Source organism: Psychrobacter sp. P11G5 (assembly GCF_001593305.1).
In the GTDB taxonomy this organism is placed as follows: Bacteria; Pseudomonadota; Gammaproteobacteria; order Pseudomonadales; family Moraxellaceae; genus Psychrobacter.
Genome location: NZ_CP012533.1, coordinates 484,475 through 502,697, shown reverse-complemented (window position 1 = coordinate 502,697; position 18,223 = coordinate 484,475). Strand labels below are relative to the sequence as shown.

Genomic DNA, 18,223 nt, shown 5'->3' with positions numbered 1-18,223 from the left:
GAAAGCTTTAAATTAAAGGTTTATAACTCAAAGATTTATAACTCTAAAATAGTTACTGCAAGATATCGACAGATATTTACTGACTATGGCTGCTGAACTATTTAGCAGTATCAGACATTATGCCTGTGGTCTCTGACTGCGGTAAGTACTTATACATCCATGGCGATTTACCGTAAAACGCCCCGTTGATTTGAGTTTGCTCAATCAGATACTCACGGAATCTTAGATAGAACTCATTATCTGGATGTGTAGGCTGCTGCCAAAATTGCGCAAGTGTCTTAGGATCTGTGAGCTTAGGGGTATCGTAGATGGCTCGTCCCATCACTTTGGTAGGTTTTTTATGGTACACCGACTGCAGACCCGTTGTACTATTGATAGTCACCATACCGATACTATGCTTCATAAGTGTTGGCAAGTGCATATCACAACCATAAAACACTCTTGATTTAACTTGATAACGTGCTGCTAGGCTTGCCACCAACTCACGATAATCACGGTGACCACGATCTAACGGATGATGCTTAAATACCAGTATCTGCGTTGTGTCAGCATATTCTGAAAAACTAGCGATCACCTCGTCAATGAACTGCACCACATCACGGTAACCACTATGATGAGTAATTTGCGAGTCATTATGTACCTGCAAGCTAACCAAGAAATAGTTGTTGTCCGCCTGGGAGATTAGCTGCTTTTGTAGCTTTTTATCGGGTAGATAACCACATAGCTTACGCCAAGGTGCTTTTAGCCAAGCTATCGCTTCTTGCCATGCTGTCATCCCGCGATAATGGGAATAATGCGGATAGCGCGATTTATATAGTCTAGTAATAACGTAATAAACAATGGCGGCGATACTCAATCGATAAAAGCGATTATGCGTATACAGTGGTTTATCATTGGCTTTTTTGAGTGCCTTAATATCCGCTATATTTAAGCGCGAATAACCATTGATGCCATGCTCTTGCAGGGTAATATAATCAGGGCGTAAATAGCCTTCTTCAAATACAAAAAAGGATATGCCTAATTTTTCACTTAAGCAGGCAGCCTGTGTATGATGAGGACGACAATCACCAAAACAGACAATCGCATCAATACCATGTTCGACAATAAAGGCTTGTAGCCAAGATGAGAACTGCGCCAAAGTACCTGTATATTCATGAGCATTAGAATGGCGATAAAAAAATGCATCACCAGCATTAAAGTTAATTTTACTCACTTCAATATCTTGAGTTTGCAAAAACGTAGCAAAACGGCTAAAAAACCCGCCCATCTTTCCTTGTAGCAGCAAGACGTGTCGATGAGTAAGCAATTGATGCATCGAAGCTGCCATAAGAGTATGTACCATTAATTAATGAATAAAGGATGAGACTAGGTTGAACGGAAAAATTTCTGATAATAACCAGATTGTACATAAATTATACCGAAAAAAATCATACTTGTCGTAATGGATTTATTTTGACATAAATTAATGATAAATATTGCGTAGGCGCTGTTGCCATTTATGACGCTGCTGCATAAAACGCGTGGCAGTACGACGTTTAAGATGAGCAGTTACTTCTGATAGTTCGGACAATTTCGCTGATGAACTATTGGTTGCACTGGCTATACTACTATGTTGTTTAATTTGCAAAGTCTTCGCATTCTTATTAGGCGGATATAAGTAGTCAATCACTTGTTCTACTTGAGCAAGCCCATAGCCTTTAGGCAGGCGATATAGTGGATAACGTATGAGTGCACAATGCAGCAGTTGCTCAAGTGATAACGTAGTGTCTCGTTTGCGCCTATGTAGATAGTCAGATTTTGGCGATAACTGTGCATCAATATCGGTCGTTAAGCCCCAACCTGCATAAAACGGCAAACCGTAACAAGTGACTTTTAAACCACGCAATAATGCCTCAAAGCCCGTTAATGAACTGATCGTATGTACCTCATCAATACACTCTAAACAATCAGGCATCGCTGTATCATAAGCGACCGCTTGCACCTGCCGTAAGCATTCTGCCTCGACTCTGCCTGTACGCAGTCCTGCTTCCACATCTGGATGGGGTTTGTAAATTAAATAAGCATCAGAATTGTCTCGTCGTACACGCTTAATCAAATCTCGATTGGTTTTAATGTCTGAACCACAATACTGAACCGATAAATCATCCTCTACTTGTCCAACGATAAGTAAGCGCGGTTTACCAGATACCTTTGCATCCTGCATCCATTGCATTTTTTGACTGACAGCGTTCAATTTATTATCAGAACCAACCTTATTAGCAATGTCAGCATCAACCTCAGTACCAACATTATACTTACTAACTCGCTGAGTAAGCAGTTTGGCTTGAAGCTCCCGTACTCGTGCACTTTGCTGTGGACTTAACGCCTCACAGTTACGTAATAATGTCTCTAAATCCGATGGCTGAGTCGCATCATAGTAGATACCTTGCTTATCTATCACAACCGACAAGGGTGCTAGTAATGTAGCACCCAAGCCATTTGAACGGATAAAACCATCTTCCATACAATAAATAGTTGGCATGTCCGACATTGGCTGTTTCGTAAGTTTGCTCTGTAACTTTTTTTGGATTTGCTGGCGTTTAGCTAAGCCCCAGACTAATAGTGGCTGCTGGTAACTGACTGTAAAATGATCCGGATGTAGCAAGTTTTTTAGACGCGGTTTGGGTTTAATGAATAATGTCGTGCGCGGTAGATTAACAAAGGCCTTCACAAAAGGTAGCTTCCAGCGACTGAACTCATATACCGTTAAATTGCCTTCGAGGCGTGCTTGCCAATATCGATTGGTCACTAACCATTCAATCGCGGTATCAATATCACAAGCCTGCTTGGTTGCTGGATCTACATAATGACTATAGTCAATATAGGCGCTATAGAATAATGCCTCTAACGTCGCATTGAATGTACTATTAGCTGCTATAGAAGATTGTTTTTTACGCAAGTTACGCAGTCGCTGAGTGATTTTCAATCGTTTAGTAGATTGCTTAGATAATGATGCTGATTTTGATGGTTTTAATGACTCTTCAACCGCCGGCAATGTGGCTGCGAATGTTTGACGACGTTGTTTGACTGATTTAAGTAAATTTTTCGGCGCACCACTATCATCGGTAAGCCCCCAACCACTATACCAATTAACCCCAAAGCAATGCACTGTTTTGCCTAGCATTAATGCTTCAAAGCCCATATGTGAGCTGACCGTATAGACATCACTGACTTGCGCAAGCAATCCAATAGGATTAAATGCTTGAGTCAATAGTCGGACGTTTTTGGGTAATTTTAGGCTGGTAAGATATCCTGACTTTGCGGCAGGATGAGCCTTTATCCAAATGTGAGCATCGGGATGATTGCGACAAGCAGCCTTTAGCATTCGCTTAAACTGGTTTTTATCCGCACCAGCACCTTTGATGGAGGCATCGCCAGCGACTTGATCAATCAATAACACATGCGATTTTAACGAGTCTTGTTCTATGTGACCGTTTTCTTCAGCAATCAGTTTATCTAATGACGGACAAGTAATCACAGCATTATATTTACTTAGTTTCTCTTCGCAAATACGTGTCATCAACTGCAGAGCATGTTTTTTATCTAAGACATTGCTATCAGCGTTAGAGCATTCTTTGGCACGCGCAACGATTAATTGCTCAAGGCGTGAGGTTTGCATTAAATCAAAGTAAATACCCACATCATCGACAACTACGCTTAATCCATGACGACTGCTAATACCAGAATCTAATGAGCGTAAAAAGCCATCTTCGATACTTAAAGTCGTCAGCTGTTGACGATCAGCAGACTTTTTGGCTCGTTGATAGCTCTTTTTATGACCCCATCCAATAAAAGCATCAGGTGTCTCAAGATCCGAATTAAGCTGCTGCTGTAAACCTGACCATGGATACCAGCGCTGAATGTTCGCTTGTAGCACCTGAGATAACAGTACGTTGTTGCGACGCATGCCTTTGCCAATTACTGCTAGATTATTCGGTAGCTGGTTTTGAGCGGGCAAAAAACGTAGCGCATCATTAGAGGTAGAAGTTACCACCAACTTGCCTTCACATGCTACGTTTTTTGCCATTTTTGATGTCCTTTTTGATTATTTCTGCCTCAACTCATAAATCTAGCATCAATAGTTATAAGTCTAAAATAACTTTAGCCGCTACTGCCAATTGATAAACAATCTGTGAGATTCCGCGTGTAATTTCTACGCGTTTGGTTTTGACCTTTGGTAAGACCATAATTTCATCACCTTGCTGAATAAGATAAGCAGTATTGACCACTTCGTTTGCACCATTTTGATGAATAATCAGAATCTCTTTAGTATCGGCATTATCCCCAAAGCCACCTGAATTAGCAATATAATCGCCAACCGTAAAGTCTGGATTAAAGGTCAACGCACCTTGTGCTCGCACTTGACCGTTGACGGTAATCACTGACGTTTGCGCAGGTATTTCAATGATATCGCCCTGCTGGAGAATAATATCCTGCCAAGAGTTTGGTACGACCACTATTCGACCATCAGTCTTTACACTACGTGCTTTAGCCACGAATTGTTTAACTAAATTGGCATCATCTTGGCGTAACGCTGCCTCTTCACGCGTCGTTGATTGAGTAGCCAGCGTTAATTCTTCTAAGCGATCAAGCGACTCATTAATCATGCGTTTTTGCTGCTCAGCCACTGATTGACGGTAAATAGTCAAATGGGTCAGCTTCGCTAACGGGCTCGGTTGTAATTTTGGCACGATATCTTTCAGGCGTGCGCCGTAAGGTACGACCATTGCACCATTACCAGTATGAGCGCCTTTGACTTGTACCGCGATAGTACCTGCATAACGGTCTGAGGTCACTACCATCTGATCGCCATTATAGACAGGAACGTTTTGGGCGTCAGCAAGTGAATAATACTCTGCCGTCTGCGCGCGTCCTGCACTACGAGTAATACTAACGTTGGTGGCATTCGCTGCGGGACTGGCAACTTGCAATACGTCACCAATGGTCAAGTCATTGACATCAAACTCAAAAGTATATTCGTTCTGAACTTGCCCGCCAACTACAAACGTCTTTTTCTGCGGTGCAACAGTAATCACATCACCATCTCGAAATGCGAATGACTGTAGCTTACCTGCTAATAGAAAATCATACAGGTTAACTTGCTGTAGCAACTGACCATTACGTTTTATTTGAATATCGATATAGCTACCACGAGTCGGATCAACACCGCCTGCCCGATCTAAATATGACAATACTGAATCTGCCGCAAGCCCGCCATAATAACCGGGTTGCTTGACGAAACCTGTCACAAATACTTTAACCGGTTGCGCTTGCTCTAATGAGGCATAGACACCAACGTTTGAGCGATAAATACGACTGACAGCACTTTTAACTACGTTTTGTAGGTTGCCGTTCTGTACACCGGAGACACGAACTGGACCGATATTAGGTAAGAAGATATTGCCTTGTGGATCGACTGTCATCGTTGAGGCGTATTGATAGGCACCCCACATGCGTACCTGTACATTATCACCAGGATTAATCGAATAGCTGTCGTTGAAGGTAGAGCCCGAAGTCGTTGAAAATGCACCACGGAACAGCTGCTCACCAAACATTAAGTCTTTAGTATTGATATCTTGATAAGGGCGCGTCGTATTGATAACCGACTGACTAGGCAAGCTTGCTGAGTTAACCGCCTCTTGCGTCGCTCCTTGCCCTAGAACACCACCAGCAAAAGCTTGCGTTGAGACATTAATATTATTGCGATTTTGATCTTGGCTCGCATTATTAGCACTGGTACCAAAGCTAGAACCTGCTATTTGATCTGCGTAACTGTTCGCTGCTAGCGCTGGAACGCTGGTTGCAGCCATCGTTAAACTTAATACTTTAATCATCGTCACGATAGGACGTGGTTTCATGTTCATGAGCTGTATTCCTTTGCTGATCTGTCGATCATTACTAATATCTGGTTTATCCAATCGTTCACGATTATCAAGTGTATTAAGCTTTTAACACTCTACAGTGTAAATAACCAATAGATGTGATTATAAAGAAGTCATAATCAAACTAGCTGCGATGGTCACGCACAACGGCCATTACTAAACGCACGAAGCCATAAAACATTAATAGTAGTGCCAGCGATGTCCAGATGATATAAAGACGGCGTGGATATAACGCTTCTTCAGCTTCATAAGGAGTCGAAATCACAATCAAATTTTTCATTTTTCTAAAGGCTTCTAAGCGCGACTTTTCAAGTGAAGACAGTGACAACTTATATAGCTCAGTAGCGAACTCAACATCAGCTTTTATACTCTCAAACTGTACAGCTTGACGGTTCAATTTGGTCGTATTTGGTGAAGTTAGCTTGGTTTGCTCTTGACTGATTTGTTCTTCAACCGCTTTGATTTGGCTTCTTAACGACACTACTTGCGGCGCATCAGGATTTAGATAGCTAAGCAATTGGCGCTCTTCAGTCCGTAGTGAACTAAGTTGCCCTTGCAAACTACCGATCAGCTGGTTAACAATTTGCGCATTGGCTTGCGGATCGTAAATCTCATTTTCATTTTGGTAGTTAAGTAATTGTTCTTTCGCTTCATTTAAACGATCTTGTGATTCATCCAATTGAGTTTCAGCAAATATTAGCTGATCACGAGCGACTTCTTGTGAGATACGGTTAACGAACTGCTCAGACTCACCCAAGATAGCTTTGTTAAGCTCAAAAGCATAATCTGAATCAAAAGCTTCTGTCGATACTGAGAGTACATAGCTTTGCTCATCGAGATCGATATGCACACGTTTCTTAAAGTATTCTAGTAAATCCTCTTGCGAGGCGTCAGGGTCTATCTCATAGATAGGATCTGAGCCATCTACATAATAAGCTTCACGGAACTTAAACTTATTATCAAGACGTTTGACCATATCATTTGACAAGATATATTCAGTCAAATAAGTGGCATCTTCTTTACTGGTGCTGTTTACCCCTAACAATGCCGATAAACCACCACCAGAAGGCACACTAGCATCACTGACTTGCTTTACCACCACGTCAGCAGTTGAAATAAAGCGCGGATGAGCAAGTGTCATGACATAATAAATCACCAGCACCCAAGGGAGGATCACCAAGCCGATAAACAGCAAGAAGTCAATAATCTTATTTTTTCGCTTTGTGGACATGCTCTTCATATACCTCAATCGCTTCTTTTGTATCCTCAAACACGTGTGCTGTTTGATCCATTAACACAATACCAATATCACAGTTTCGCTTAATATCACCAATATTATGTGACACTATTAGAAATCCTGCTTGCGCACGGCGAGCCGCTAAAATATCTTCACTACGTTTACGAAAAGCGGCATCACCAACAGCGCCCGCTTCATCAAGCATATAATAATCAAAATCAAACGCTAGGCTTAAACCAAAAGTGAGGCGAGATTTCATGCCCGATGAGTAGCTTTTGACCGGCATATCAAAGTAATTACCGATATCAGCAAACTCTTCAACGAAACGAATCTTTTCATCAATATAAGGTCCGCTTGAGTACAGACGACAGACAAAACGTACATTTTGCCGTCCCGTCAAGCTACCCTGAAAGCCACCTGCCACGCCAACTGGCCACGAGATCGTTGAGTTGGTGATAATTTCGCCATGATCTGGCTCATCAAGTCCGCATATAATACGTAGCAGCGTTGATTTACCAGCACCATTACGGCCTAGCAAACCGACACTTTGTTTATCACCAATGGTCAGATTTAGATCTTTAAATAAATAATGCCGACCTTGCTTGGTCATAAACGATTTAGAAACGTTCTTAATTTCAATCATTTACTTACCATACTTTTACTTACCATACCTTGTTATTTAATATATCTGAAAACTAATCACTATAAATGGATTGGTAGTACTTCAAGCCTTCTATTTTGAACGTATTAAATCTCTTTCCACTGCTTTATACATTAATAGACCTAGGAAATTAACACCTACTGTCCACTTTAAAAAATAACCTATATCGACATGATACGCAGGATAAGTAGGAGCTAGTGCATTCCTCATTAGCTCAATATTATGGACAAATGGTATATATAGTAAATAACTGAGATAGGGCTCAGGAATAATATGAATAGAATACATAATTCCAGAAACGAAATATAAGATAGTAAAAATCAGACTAATAATTTTGCTAATCTCACCACCATAATAGCCGACAACCATCATTATCATCGCTAGACCAAAACCAAATAAAAATAAGGTCAGCCAGCAAAATAACACCACGTCTAAATGCGCAAGGCTAATAGGAATACCAATAAATGCCAGTACGAGCAACAGAAGTACAAAGGTAAAAAAGTAAATTACTAACTCTAAGAATGAGCGCGCAATAATAACGTCAATATGACGGACTGAGCGGTACATTAAGAGACCTTGATTGGCCTCTACTGCTCCTAATGATCGTGTTGCTATCGTACTCATCATACGAAACGGTACCAAGCCTGCTACCAAAAACAGCATATAGTCCATCCCTGGGAGCACACGTGTCATAATAGCGCCAAATATTATTAAATAAATAGCAACTTGGAAGATAATTTCTAAGGGTGCCCATAGATAACCTAATCGATAACCACCAAAGCGCGTTTGTAGCTCACGCATGAGCAAGGCGTGGAATGCAGCACCCATGACTTTCAGGCCACTGCGATGCTTAATAGGACGATAAGGAGGCAATTGTACGGACATGGCGTTACAGGACTTCACTAAAAACAGCCCCTATGATAAGTAAGAGGGACTTAAGTTACAAGAATTAATCTGTGAGTAAGCAGATAAAGCTATGATTTAGCAAGAAATAGGCAGGTAAACGGAATAGGTAGAAATCGTTTGTCAGTCTTATATCATTGCTATGCACGTTATCTAGCAGTTTATTTTAGGCAAAAAAAAACCAACCACAAAGGATTGGAGTTTTTAATAAAACGAGCTACTGCAATATAAATGGTGGCGATGAAGAGACTTGAACTCTTGACCTCACGATTATGAGTCATGCGCTCTAACCAGCTGAGCTACATCGCCATTTTAGGCTCGGTATTATGCCGATACAGGTGACTAACGTCAACCCCTAAACAGCATTTTTTTGCAAAAAATATGAATTTTATTCAAATTAACTGCAATTATTAATACTACTACCAAAAAACGAACAATAAAAATGTTGGTAAACCGATAAGCCGGGTTCTGTCGTGGACAATCATTCCTCTAGGCGTACAATCGCTCGTACGCTCAAGCAACCTACCCGCATCGAACGCGGGCCGCGCCATGCCGATGCCTATTTGGTCTTGCTACGCGTGGAGTTTACCATGCCGTGAACTGTTGCCAGCCACGCGGTGCGCTCTTACCGCACCCTTTCACCCTTACCGATGATATCTAGGATACCAAAGGCGGTCTACTCTCTGCTGCACTGGTCGTCAAGTTACCCTGCCCAGCCGTTAGCTGGCACGCTGCCCTATGTAGCCCGGACTTTCCTCCCCTGCTCATCTGTTGCCAGTGTGCAGCGGCGATTGCCTAGTCTACCAAGCGCGCTAGTATAGCAAATCTAATGACAATATAGGAATGTCTTTTGGGTTTATTTGCACTTTTATAATAATACTGTCAAAAAATCACTCAAATAAAGCCCTGTGGTAAAGTCCAATCATTATCTCTCAGTGATATTTTAGTATCAGACACTGCTATGTTTCTTAAGTAAGGCAACTGTAGCCAATGCGTGGTTGGATACCTTTGACTGAGATGCTGTTGTAGAAAATCAATGGTGCTGTTCGCAATCTCGGTATCCGTATTATCAGTAACGTCATGAATATGATTATAAATGACGCTATGAATTTGTAGACCACGCGATTTTATTGCTTCCAAACTAAGTAAAGTATGATTGATACTACCAAGCCGTCCCGAAGTCACTAAAACAATAGGATAGCCTTGAGCTGCAATATAATCTAAGGTTAATAATTGCTCAGTTACTGGCACTAATAACCCGCCAGCCCCTTCTAATAGCACTACCTCATAATCTGCTTGCAGGCTTTTTGTAGCACCAGTAATAACATCAGGATTGAGCGTTTGCCCTGCTAATCTGCTAGCTAAATGCGGTGAAGCAGGTTTTGGATAACGATAAGGGCAAGTTGTAAAATCCAAATCGCATGGCTGTAGTGGAATAGCCATTAATTGACGATGAATAATAATATCGTCAGCAACACTCATTTCACCATTGTTTGAATTTATTGCCACCCCCGTTTGCACAAGCTTTTGGGTCATGACACTGATGCCTTGCTGCATTAGCGCTTTAGCAATCATTCCGGTAGCATAAGTTTTACCAATATCGGTATCAATGCCAGACACAAATAGAACACTCATCGTTTACCTTATAAAAATAGCTTAATTTTATAACTTGGTTTTTGCATATGCTTAATTTTTATTGCGCCAGTTTTGAGGTTTCAAGATAGCTTGTCACTACCTTTAACAATGCTTGGCATAAGATCTCAAGTTCACTATCAGTGATAATATAAGGGGGCATGATATAGACCAATTTACCAAAGGGTCTGACCCAAATACCTTGAGCTAATAGCAGCGTTTGAAAGATAGGCATGTCAACGGCCTCATACAGCTCAATGACTGCTACCGCTCCCAAACAGCGCACTTCTTTGACACCGTCTAACCTTGCGGACGGGGCAAGCTGTTGCTCCATCATCGTTTGCATCTCTACGGTACGATGAGGAATGTCGTAAGACAATATCAAGTCAATCGAAGCACAGGCAACTGCACAGGCTAGCGGGTTCCCCATAAAAGTAGGACCATGCATCAGTGCTGGATAATCACTATGATGAATGGTATCAGCAATTTTTCGTGTACATAAGGTAGCGGCAAAAGTCATGTAGCCGCCTGTAAGCGCTTTGCCAATTGTCATAATATCAGGGCTAATATCAGCATGCTCACAGGCAAATAATTTGCCGCTACGGCCAAAACCGGTCGCAATCTCATCTGCTATCAGCACCACATCATGCTCATCGCAAAGCTGACGCAACAGTTGCAAATACTCAGGACTATAAAAGCGCATACCACCTGCGCCTTGAATAATGGGCTCAATAATAAAACCTGCTAACTTTGAACCATACTCTACAAAAAATGTGGTCAATACTGCGCGCTCAGACTCTGTTAACGCTCGTCCAAACCCTAAAGGCGGCGCAGGTACAAAGTGCTGCATCGGCAGTTGCTTTCCATACAAGCTGTGCATCCCTGCTACCGGATCACAGACACTCATCGCATGCCAAGTATCACCATAATAACCAGAATGGGTTGAGGCAAATTGTTGCTTGGTTGGGCGTTTTGCAGCAATCTGATATTGCAGGGTCATTTTAAGCGCGACTTCTACTGCGATGCTACCACTATCAGCGTAGAAGATAGCATCCAGCCCAGCAGGGACGATAGAGAGAAGTTTTTTGCCTAAGTCTATCGCTGGCTGGTGGGTCAAACCTCCAAACATTACATGCGCCATTTTACCCAATTGCTTGGTAAGTGCTTCATTCAGTTTAGGGTGATTGTAGCCATGAACGCTTGCCCACCATGATGACATGCCATCGATAAGGCGCGTGCCATCTTCGGTAATGATATAAATACCCTCGGCACGATCAATAATGATATTCGGATAAGTAGGTGGCAGGCTGGCATATGGGTGCCAGAGGTGCTGCTGATCAAAGTCGCTGGTAGCAGTATTGACAGTCATAGTACGCTCTCAAACGACAGGAATTTGCTTTCAAAAAAACATATTACAAGTTGAATATCCGTATTCGTCATATTATTCCTAGTTTTTAGAATTTTTATCCATTGATAGCATAATCTGCAACGTATTATTGACCGGTAATACGTTTGTATTTGGACAATAAATCGCTTTCAGTTTCGACATGGTTAGGGTCATGAGGAATACAGTCAACAGGACAAATTACCACGCATTGTGGTTCATCAAAATGACCAACACATTCAGTGCACAAATCAGGGTCGATAACATAAATATCGTCCCCTTCTGAGATAGCCTCGTTCGGGCAGGCAGGCTCACATACGTCACAATTGATACATTCATCAGTGATTAATAATGCCATGATCTGCTCCTCGCTCTACTGGCAGCCGATATTGTTCGGCGGTGTCAGTGAGTGCTTATTTTATTTAACGTTTAACTTTTGCGTAAAGGCTTGCGAGACGCAAGGGGGAACGAATTTGGTGACATCACCGCCAAGTTTGGCAATTTCACGAATCATCGTCGATGAGATAAACGAATAGTTCTGAGATGGGGTCAAAAATACTGCTTCAAAGTTTTCATCGAGCTCACGATTCATATTAGCCAATTGAAACTCATATTCAAAATCTGACATCGCGCGCAGGCCACGCAATACGGCAGTAGCGTTTTTTTCACGCATAAAGTCTACGAGTAAACCTTCAAAGCCAATCACCGATACTTGCGGTAAATCAGCAAATACTGTTTCGACCAACGCTACGCGTTCCTCAAAATCAAATAAAGGCTTTTTATGATGTCCTGAGGCCACCGCAATCACCACTTCATCGAACAGCTTAGTTGCTCGCGTCACTAAGTCCACATGACCATTGGTAATGGGATCAAAGGTACCTGGGTATAGAATTTTGGTATGCAATTTTGAAGAAGTAGCAGGATGGCTCATAGCATGGCTAATATAGTCGGTAATGTTACGCTATATGCTAGCAAATTTTGTCCAAACTTAATACTTATCTGCTACATTTGTCCTAACAGTTGACTTACATTTTTGTTAGGCGCTTTGCTACAATAGTCGGTTCGACTCATCCCTTCTAGCATGCCTAGTATAACAAACCAGCATGACAAAAAAGACAACTTCTATTAAAGGGGTAGGATGAGGAATAGTTAGACAAGGACAATATATACAAACTATGCATATAGAAGTCCTTATGGAGAAATTATGTCAAAAAAATCAAGAAAACCTGACAATCAAATTGCCAGCAATAAAAAGGCTCGGCATGAGTATTTTATTGAAGAGACATTTGAAGCAGGATTAGCATTACAAGGCTGGGAAGTTAAGGCTATTCGTGCCGGTAAAATGACCATTACCGAAGCTTATATTATCTTTCGTAATAATGAGGCGTTTATTTTTGGCGCGCATATTCAGCCGCTGCTTTCAAGCTCAACGCATGTCAGCCCTGATAGCATACGTACCCGTAAGCTGCTGCTCAATCGCCGCGAAATCGAAAAGCTCATGGGCGCGGTCAATCAAAAAGGCTATGCTTGCGTGCCATTATCTTGCTACTGGAAAAACTCACTAGTGAAATGCCAGATTGCACTTGCTTTAGGTAAAAAACAGCATGATAAACGTAAAACCCTAAAAGACCGCGATTGGGAACGTGATAAGCAACGCGGCTTTAAGCAGCATTTAGACTAAATCTAATCGGATTAGAACTAAGCAGTTAAAGCCATTATTTTAGTCTATAACAAAAACGGACGACTCAATATTAAGCTGAGTCGTCCGTTTTTTATTTATCTATTATTTTACAAGAATATTATTGATTATCATTCTTACGCTACTTGCTCTGTTATCGAAGATTGCATATTTTTACGAGCTCGGTACAGCTGGCGAATACCATGAACAATCAAACAAGCAATCCCTAACCAAATCAAACCGTAGCTATAGATCATCGCTGATTCAAATGGATTGCCCAATACTGTGACCGCTAAAATAAACAATAGCGCAGGTTCTAAGTAACTCATCATGCCATAGACATTCACTGGCAGCATTTGGCTGGCATCAACGTTGGTTTTCATCGCTAAGACGCTAAGTACGCCCAACCCTACTAGCATCATGATAAAAAATCCAGACCCGCTAACGAGCATTAGACTACTCGGTGCAATAAAGAATAAGTAAGCCATGGCAAATGGAGCAAAAATGGTTAAATCAACTAGTAGTCCAGTGACTGCGCCAATGCCCTGCATGCGACGTAAAATATAATAGATAGGATAAGTGCCACAGACCCAAAGCGTTGCCCAAGAAACGCTTTGGGTTCGTACAATCTCACTTCCCACGCCTAATGCAGCAAAGGCAACGGCTAACCACTGTAAACGGCTGAGCTTTTCGCCAAATAAGACGCAACCAAATATCACCATCATCAGTGGAAATAAGAAATAGCCCATCGCGGTTTGTACGCCCTGCCCATTAACCGGTGCCCACATAAATAGCCAAAACTGACTCAAAAATATCGGTGTTGGCAATAGTAACCACGCCCATTGCTTTACGGTTCTAAGTGTCTTTAATTTATCAAAATGTGAACCTAAGCGACCGCTAATGAGGAGATACCCTATTAATGCGCCCCACATTGCCAGCATACGCCACATAAATACTTGCGTACCTGATAACGGTGCTAAAAAACTGCTATACGCATAAAGCACGCCAAATAAAAGGTTTGATAATACAGCCAGCGCCACACCCATTATTAATGTACGTTGCTGAACGCTTCCCGCTGTCCACATCGTAGCCAATGGCAAGCGCGAAACAGTGGTTGTGAGTGTATTTGCGAATACGTTAGATAGCATTGAGATAGACATAGTCAGCACCGTAAATTTGAATAGACGTTTGAGAAGTCAGCTATTAGCTTTTGTTTTTCACTGCTAAGCTCTGTTCGATACCATCTATTTTACTAAGACACTGCGAAATATTATCTCTATATAAATTTAATTTTGAATTTATATATCAAAAATCCGCTTTAAAATTGGATTATTTATCAATTTTTAATCTATAGTGATATTAATTTCTATAAGAGTTAATACGATGAGTGAAACTTTAGATGATATTGATAAAGCCATTTTAAACTTGCTACAGGACGATGCGACGCTACCATTAAAAGCTGTTTCAGAACGTGTCCATGTGTCTATCGCTACTGCTCAACGCCGTATTCAAGCATTGATAAATAATGGTGTTATTACCAAGCAAGTTGCTATCGTCGATCCCAATAAAGTCGGTTACGGGCTTACCGCGGTAGTAATGATAGAGATGGCGCGCTCTAACACCTCTATGCAACATCGGTTTGAGCGCTTGATGAATACGCAGCCACAAGTCATGAGCTGCTATGAAGTATCGGGCGATGCGGATTTTATGCTGATGGTCAATGCCAGAAACATGCAAGACTATCATCAGTTTACAACTGGTTTGCTCACTTATGAGAATAATGTGCGCAACTTTAAAAGCCAGTTTGTGATGAATTTTACGAAGAGTGGGACGAAAATTTTGTTGGATTAGCGCGAATGAGATTATTGTATTTATAAAATTTCTAGTAGCCCTTTGATTTTTAACATGCCTGAAAGTCGGCAAGTTGTGAACTTTCCTTTGTACTTTCTTTTATATCAATAGATTATCTCACGCTATCAATAACTTATCCCTACCTGAGGCGAATTCATGTTAAGATGAGCGGTTTTCGAAGGTATGGGAAAATCCCTCTATTTATCTTCAAAAACTCTTAACGATACACAGCCACATTCTTAGCCAACAGGTCCGCTCATGTCTGCCGATACCATCGCCCGCACCGCCTTTAAGCAAGGCACCAAACCTCTTTACGACTACGACAAACACTGGGCGAGCTGCTACGAGCCTGCGCCTTATCTACCCATGAGCCGCAAAGAGATGGACGATTTGGGCTGGGATGCCTGTGATGTCATTATCATTTCAGGTGATGCGTATGTCGATCATCCAAGCTTTGGTATGGCGATTATCGGTCGTCTATTAGAAGCACAAGGCTTTCGTGTCGGCATTATTGCCCAGCCAGATTGGAAGAGCAAAGATGCCTTTATGGAGCTTGGTAAACCGGTCTACGCTTATGGCGTGACTGCTGGCAACATGGACAGCATGATTAACCGTTATACCGCTGATCGTAAGATTCGTAGCGATGACGCTTACTCTCCAGGTAATGTCGCGAACAAACGTCCTGACCGCGCCGCTATCGTTTATAGCCAGCGCTGCCGTGAAGCTTATCCTGATGTGCCAATTATCTTAGGCGGTATCGAAGGTAGCCTACGCCGTATCGCCCACTATGACTATTGGTCAGATAAAGTTCGTCGTAGTATTTTGCTGGATGCCCGTGCTGACGTTTTATTGTATGGTAATGCTGAACGCGCCATCGTCGATGTAGTACATGGTCTATCGAAAGGTTACACTTTTGAGCAAATGAGTAAATTGCGCGGTACGTCGTATTTATTGACGCCGACACGTCGTCATTGGCAAGCGGACATGACCGAAGTCGCCAGTAACGATGTCGATACCGTCGGCCGTGTTGATCCAATTATCAATCCGTATGTGATGACCGAAGACGTGGATCAATGCTCAATTGAGCAAGAAAAGCCTAGCGACTCACCAGTTGGGCAAGCCATGACAGGCATGTCGGCACAGTATCAGGGTTTCGTCGCAGAGCCAGTCACCAATAAAATCATCAATGCCGATCAAGTTGACGAAGAGACTCAAGTAGTGCAGATGCGCGGCTTTGATACTACCCTTAATGACAAGCCGATGACGGCGCGTAAGTATAAGATCAAAATGCCGCCACGTGAGCAAACCGTCATTCGCCTGCCTGATTATGAGCATGTCAAATCTGACCCAGTCTTGTATGCGCATGCCAGCCGTATTTTGCATCTGGAGACCAACCCAGGAAACGCTCGTGCGCTGGTGCAACGTCATAGTAGCGGTGCTGGTAATTCACACACCTCAATTGACGTTTGGCTCAATCCACCACCGATTCCGCTATCGACCGAAGAGATGGATTACGTCTTTGACTTGCCGTATGCGCGCCTGCCACACCCAAGTTATGGCGATGCACGCATCCCTGCTTATGACATGATTAAGTTTTCGGTCAATATCATGCGTGGCTGTTTCGGTGGTTGTACTTTTTGCTCGATTACTGAGCACGAAGGCCGTATTATTCAAAACCGCTCAGAAGAGTCTATCCTACGTGAAGTAGAGGCGATTCGTGATACCGCGCCGAACTTTACTGGGGTGATATCTGACCTTGGTGGCCCGACTGCCAATATGTATCGTCTAAACTGTAAAGATGAAACGATTGAAAAGCATTGCCGTAAGCCGTCATGCGTCTATCCTGATGTCTGTGAAAACTTGATTACTGATCACAGTAATTTGACTAAGCTATATCGTAAAGCACGTGATATCAAAGGCGTGAAGAAGATATTAATCGCTTCTGGCCTACGTTATGACTTGGCGGTTAAAGACCCTGAATATGTTAAAGAATTGGTCAGCCATCATGTCGGTGGCTATCTAAAAATCGCCCCTGAGCATTCAGAAGAAGGCGTGCTGTCGAAGATGATGAAGCCCGGCATGGGCAGCTACGATAAGTTCAAAGCCATGTTTGAGCAGTACAGCCAAGAGGCTGGCAAAGAGCAATATCTGATTCCTTACTTTATCGCCGCGCATCCGGGTACTAAAGATGAAGACATGATGAACCTTGCGCTTTGGCTAAAAAGTCACGGCTACCGCGCTGACCAAGTGCAGGCATTTTATCCGAGCCCGATGGCAACGGCGACCACCATGTATCATACCCATAAAGACCCGCTACATAAGATCAGTCGTACTGAGGGTGACATGGATATCGTCAAGTCTGGCAAGCAGCGTAAATTGCACAAAGCCTTCTTGCGCTTCCATGATCCAAAAAACTGGGTACTTTTACGTAAAGCATTACAAGATATGGGTCGTAGTGATTTGATTGGTAAAAACCGTGGCTGCCTAATTCCGCCATTTAATGCCAGTTTGGAGGGCCGCGATGCCGCGCAAGACAGCTATCAATCGGCACGTAAAAAGAACAGCCGCCTTGGTAATGACTCAGTGAAGCGTAGCAATGGCTCAGCCAATAACAATGCAGCTAGTAAGAACAACAAAAAAAGTGTGAGCAAAGGTAATTTCCAAACGCAGCATACTGGTTTACCACCGCGCAAAACTAAGTAATATTGATAAGTCGTTTAAGTAACATAAAACGATGGGCTGAACCTTATCAGCCCATCTAAGTAAGACAATAAAAAGCGCACATTGGCTCCCAAGTCGATGTGCGCTTTTTTATTTGAACTGGCTTATTTAATTTGAGAACTATCGATATAGTCGATTCACTCTAAAAATGGCATGGTGCGGCTGATAGAAATTTTTGCAGCCGCGCATGTAGATCAAATATATGACACTTCAATTTAGTACAATCTATAGTTAT

Annotated in this window: 14 protein-coding genes, 1 tRNA gene and 1 other RNA gene; 3 read left to right on the top strand and 13 right to left on the bottom strand. The window is 42.3% G+C overall.

Features of this window, described 5'->3' with window-relative positions:
• Window positions 1–97 precede the first annotated feature (97 nt).
• The 12 genes from AK825_RS02105 to coaD all read right to left on the bottom strand — a co-directional run bounded on the left by AK825_RS02105 (window position 98) and on the right by coaD (window position 12,669).
• Window positions 98–1,327 (bottom strand): capsular biosynthesis protein, encoded by a 1,230-nt coding sequence (locus AK825_RS02105; protein ID WP_068034340.1) that lies wholly within the window; start codon window positions 1,325–1,327, stop codon window positions 98–100.
• A gap of 135 nt (window positions 1,328–1,462) precedes the next feature.
• Complete coding sequence (locus tag AK825_RS02100; RefSeq protein ID WP_068034338.1) at window positions 1,463–4,066, bottom strand: capsular polysaccharide biosynthesis protein; 2,604 nt, start codon at window positions 4,064–4,066, stop codon at window positions 1,463–1,465.
• A 55-nt stretch (window positions 4,067–4,121) separates the two neighbouring features.
• A complete protein-coding gene (locus tag AK825_RS02095) occupies window positions 4,122–5,903 on the bottom strand; it encodes a polysaccharide biosynthesis/export family protein (protein WP_068034335.1) in 1,782 nt (593 codons plus the stop codon).
• A 142-nt stretch (window positions 5,904–6,045) separates the two neighbouring features.
• Complete coding sequence (locus AK825_RS02090) at window positions 6,046–7,152, bottom strand: capsule biosynthesis protein (protein ID WP_227514101.1); 1,107 nt, start codon at window positions 7,150–7,152, stop codon at window positions 6,046–6,048.
• Window positions 7,130–7,801, bottom strand: coding sequence for an ABC transporter ATP-binding protein (locus AK825_RS02085; protein WP_068034331.1), 672 nt, complete (start codon window positions 7,799–7,801; stop codon window positions 7,130–7,132). Before AK825_RS02085 ends, AK825_RS02090 begins: the two co-directional genes overlap by 23 nt.
• 90 nt (window positions 7,802–7,891) lie before the next feature.
• A complete protein-coding gene (locus AK825_RS02080; protein ID WP_068034329.1) occupies window positions 7,892–8,704 on the bottom strand; it encodes an ABC transporter permease in 813 nt (270 codons plus the stop codon).
• Window positions 8,705–8,954: 250 nt separating this feature from the next.
• A tRNA-Met gene (locus AK825_RS02075) sits at window positions 8,955–9,031 on the bottom strand.
• 132 nt (window positions 9,032–9,163) lie between these two features.
• Window positions 9,164–9,529: RNase P RNA component class A (rnpB, locus tag AK825_RS02070), an RNA gene on the bottom strand.
• A gap of 87 nt (window positions 9,530–9,616) precedes the next feature.
• Window positions 9,617–10,357: a dethiobiotin synthase gene (bioD, locus tag AK825_RS02065; RefSeq protein ID WP_068034327.1), complete on the bottom strand. Its 741-nt coding sequence runs from the start codon at window positions 10,355–10,357 to the stop codon at window positions 9,617–9,619.
• A 58-nt stretch (window positions 10,358–10,415) separates the two neighbouring features.
• Complete coding sequence (bioA, locus tag AK825_RS02060; protein ID WP_068034325.1) at window positions 10,416–11,723, bottom strand: adenosylmethionine--8-amino-7-oxononanoate transaminase; 1,308 nt, start codon at window positions 11,721–11,723, stop codon at window positions 10,416–10,418.
• Window positions 11,724–11,847: 124 nt separating this feature from the next.
• Window positions 11,848–12,096: a YfhL family 4Fe-4S dicluster ferredoxin gene (locus AK825_RS02055; protein ID WP_021814308.1), complete on the bottom strand. Its 249-nt coding sequence runs from the start codon at window positions 12,094–12,096 to the stop codon at window positions 11,848–11,850.
• A 60-nt stretch (window positions 12,097–12,156) separates the two neighbouring features.
• On the bottom strand, window positions 12,157–12,669 hold the full coding sequence (gene coaD / locus AK825_RS02050) for a pantetheine-phosphate adenylyltransferase (protein WP_068034323.1): 513 nt from the start codon (window positions 12,667–12,669) through the stop codon (window positions 12,157–12,159).
• Between the two features lie 273 nt (window positions 12,670–12,942).
• Between coaD and smpB the strand changes: the two genes are divergently transcribed.
• On the top strand, window positions 12,943–13,419 hold the full coding sequence (smpB, locus tag AK825_RS02045) for an SsrA-binding protein SmpB (RefSeq protein WP_068034322.1): 477 nt from the start codon (window positions 12,943–12,945) through the stop codon (window positions 13,417–13,419).
• Window positions 13,420–13,553: 134 nt separating this feature from the next.
• On the opposite strand, the gene rarD is transcribed toward smpB, so the two are convergent.
• On the bottom strand, window positions 13,554–14,564 hold the full coding sequence (gene rarD, locus AK825_RS02040; protein ID WP_068038910.1) for an EamA family transporter RarD: 1,011 nt from the start codon (window positions 14,562–14,564) through the stop codon (window positions 13,554–13,556).
• A gap of 235 nt (window positions 14,565–14,799) precedes the next feature.
• On the opposite strand from rarD, the gene AK825_RS02035 reads away from it, so the two are divergent.
• A complete protein-coding gene (locus AK825_RS02035; protein WP_068034319.1) occupies window positions 14,800–15,267 on the top strand; it encodes an Lrp/AsnC family transcriptional regulator in 468 nt (155 codons plus the stop codon).
• 258 nt (window positions 15,268–15,525) lie between these two features.
• On the top strand, window positions 15,526–17,970 hold the full coding sequence (locus AK825_RS02030; protein ID WP_068034317.1) for a YgiQ family radical SAM protein: 2,445 nt from the start codon (window positions 15,526–15,528) through the stop codon (window positions 17,968–17,970).
• The last annotated feature ends 253 nt before the right edge of the window (window positions 17,971–18,223 follow it).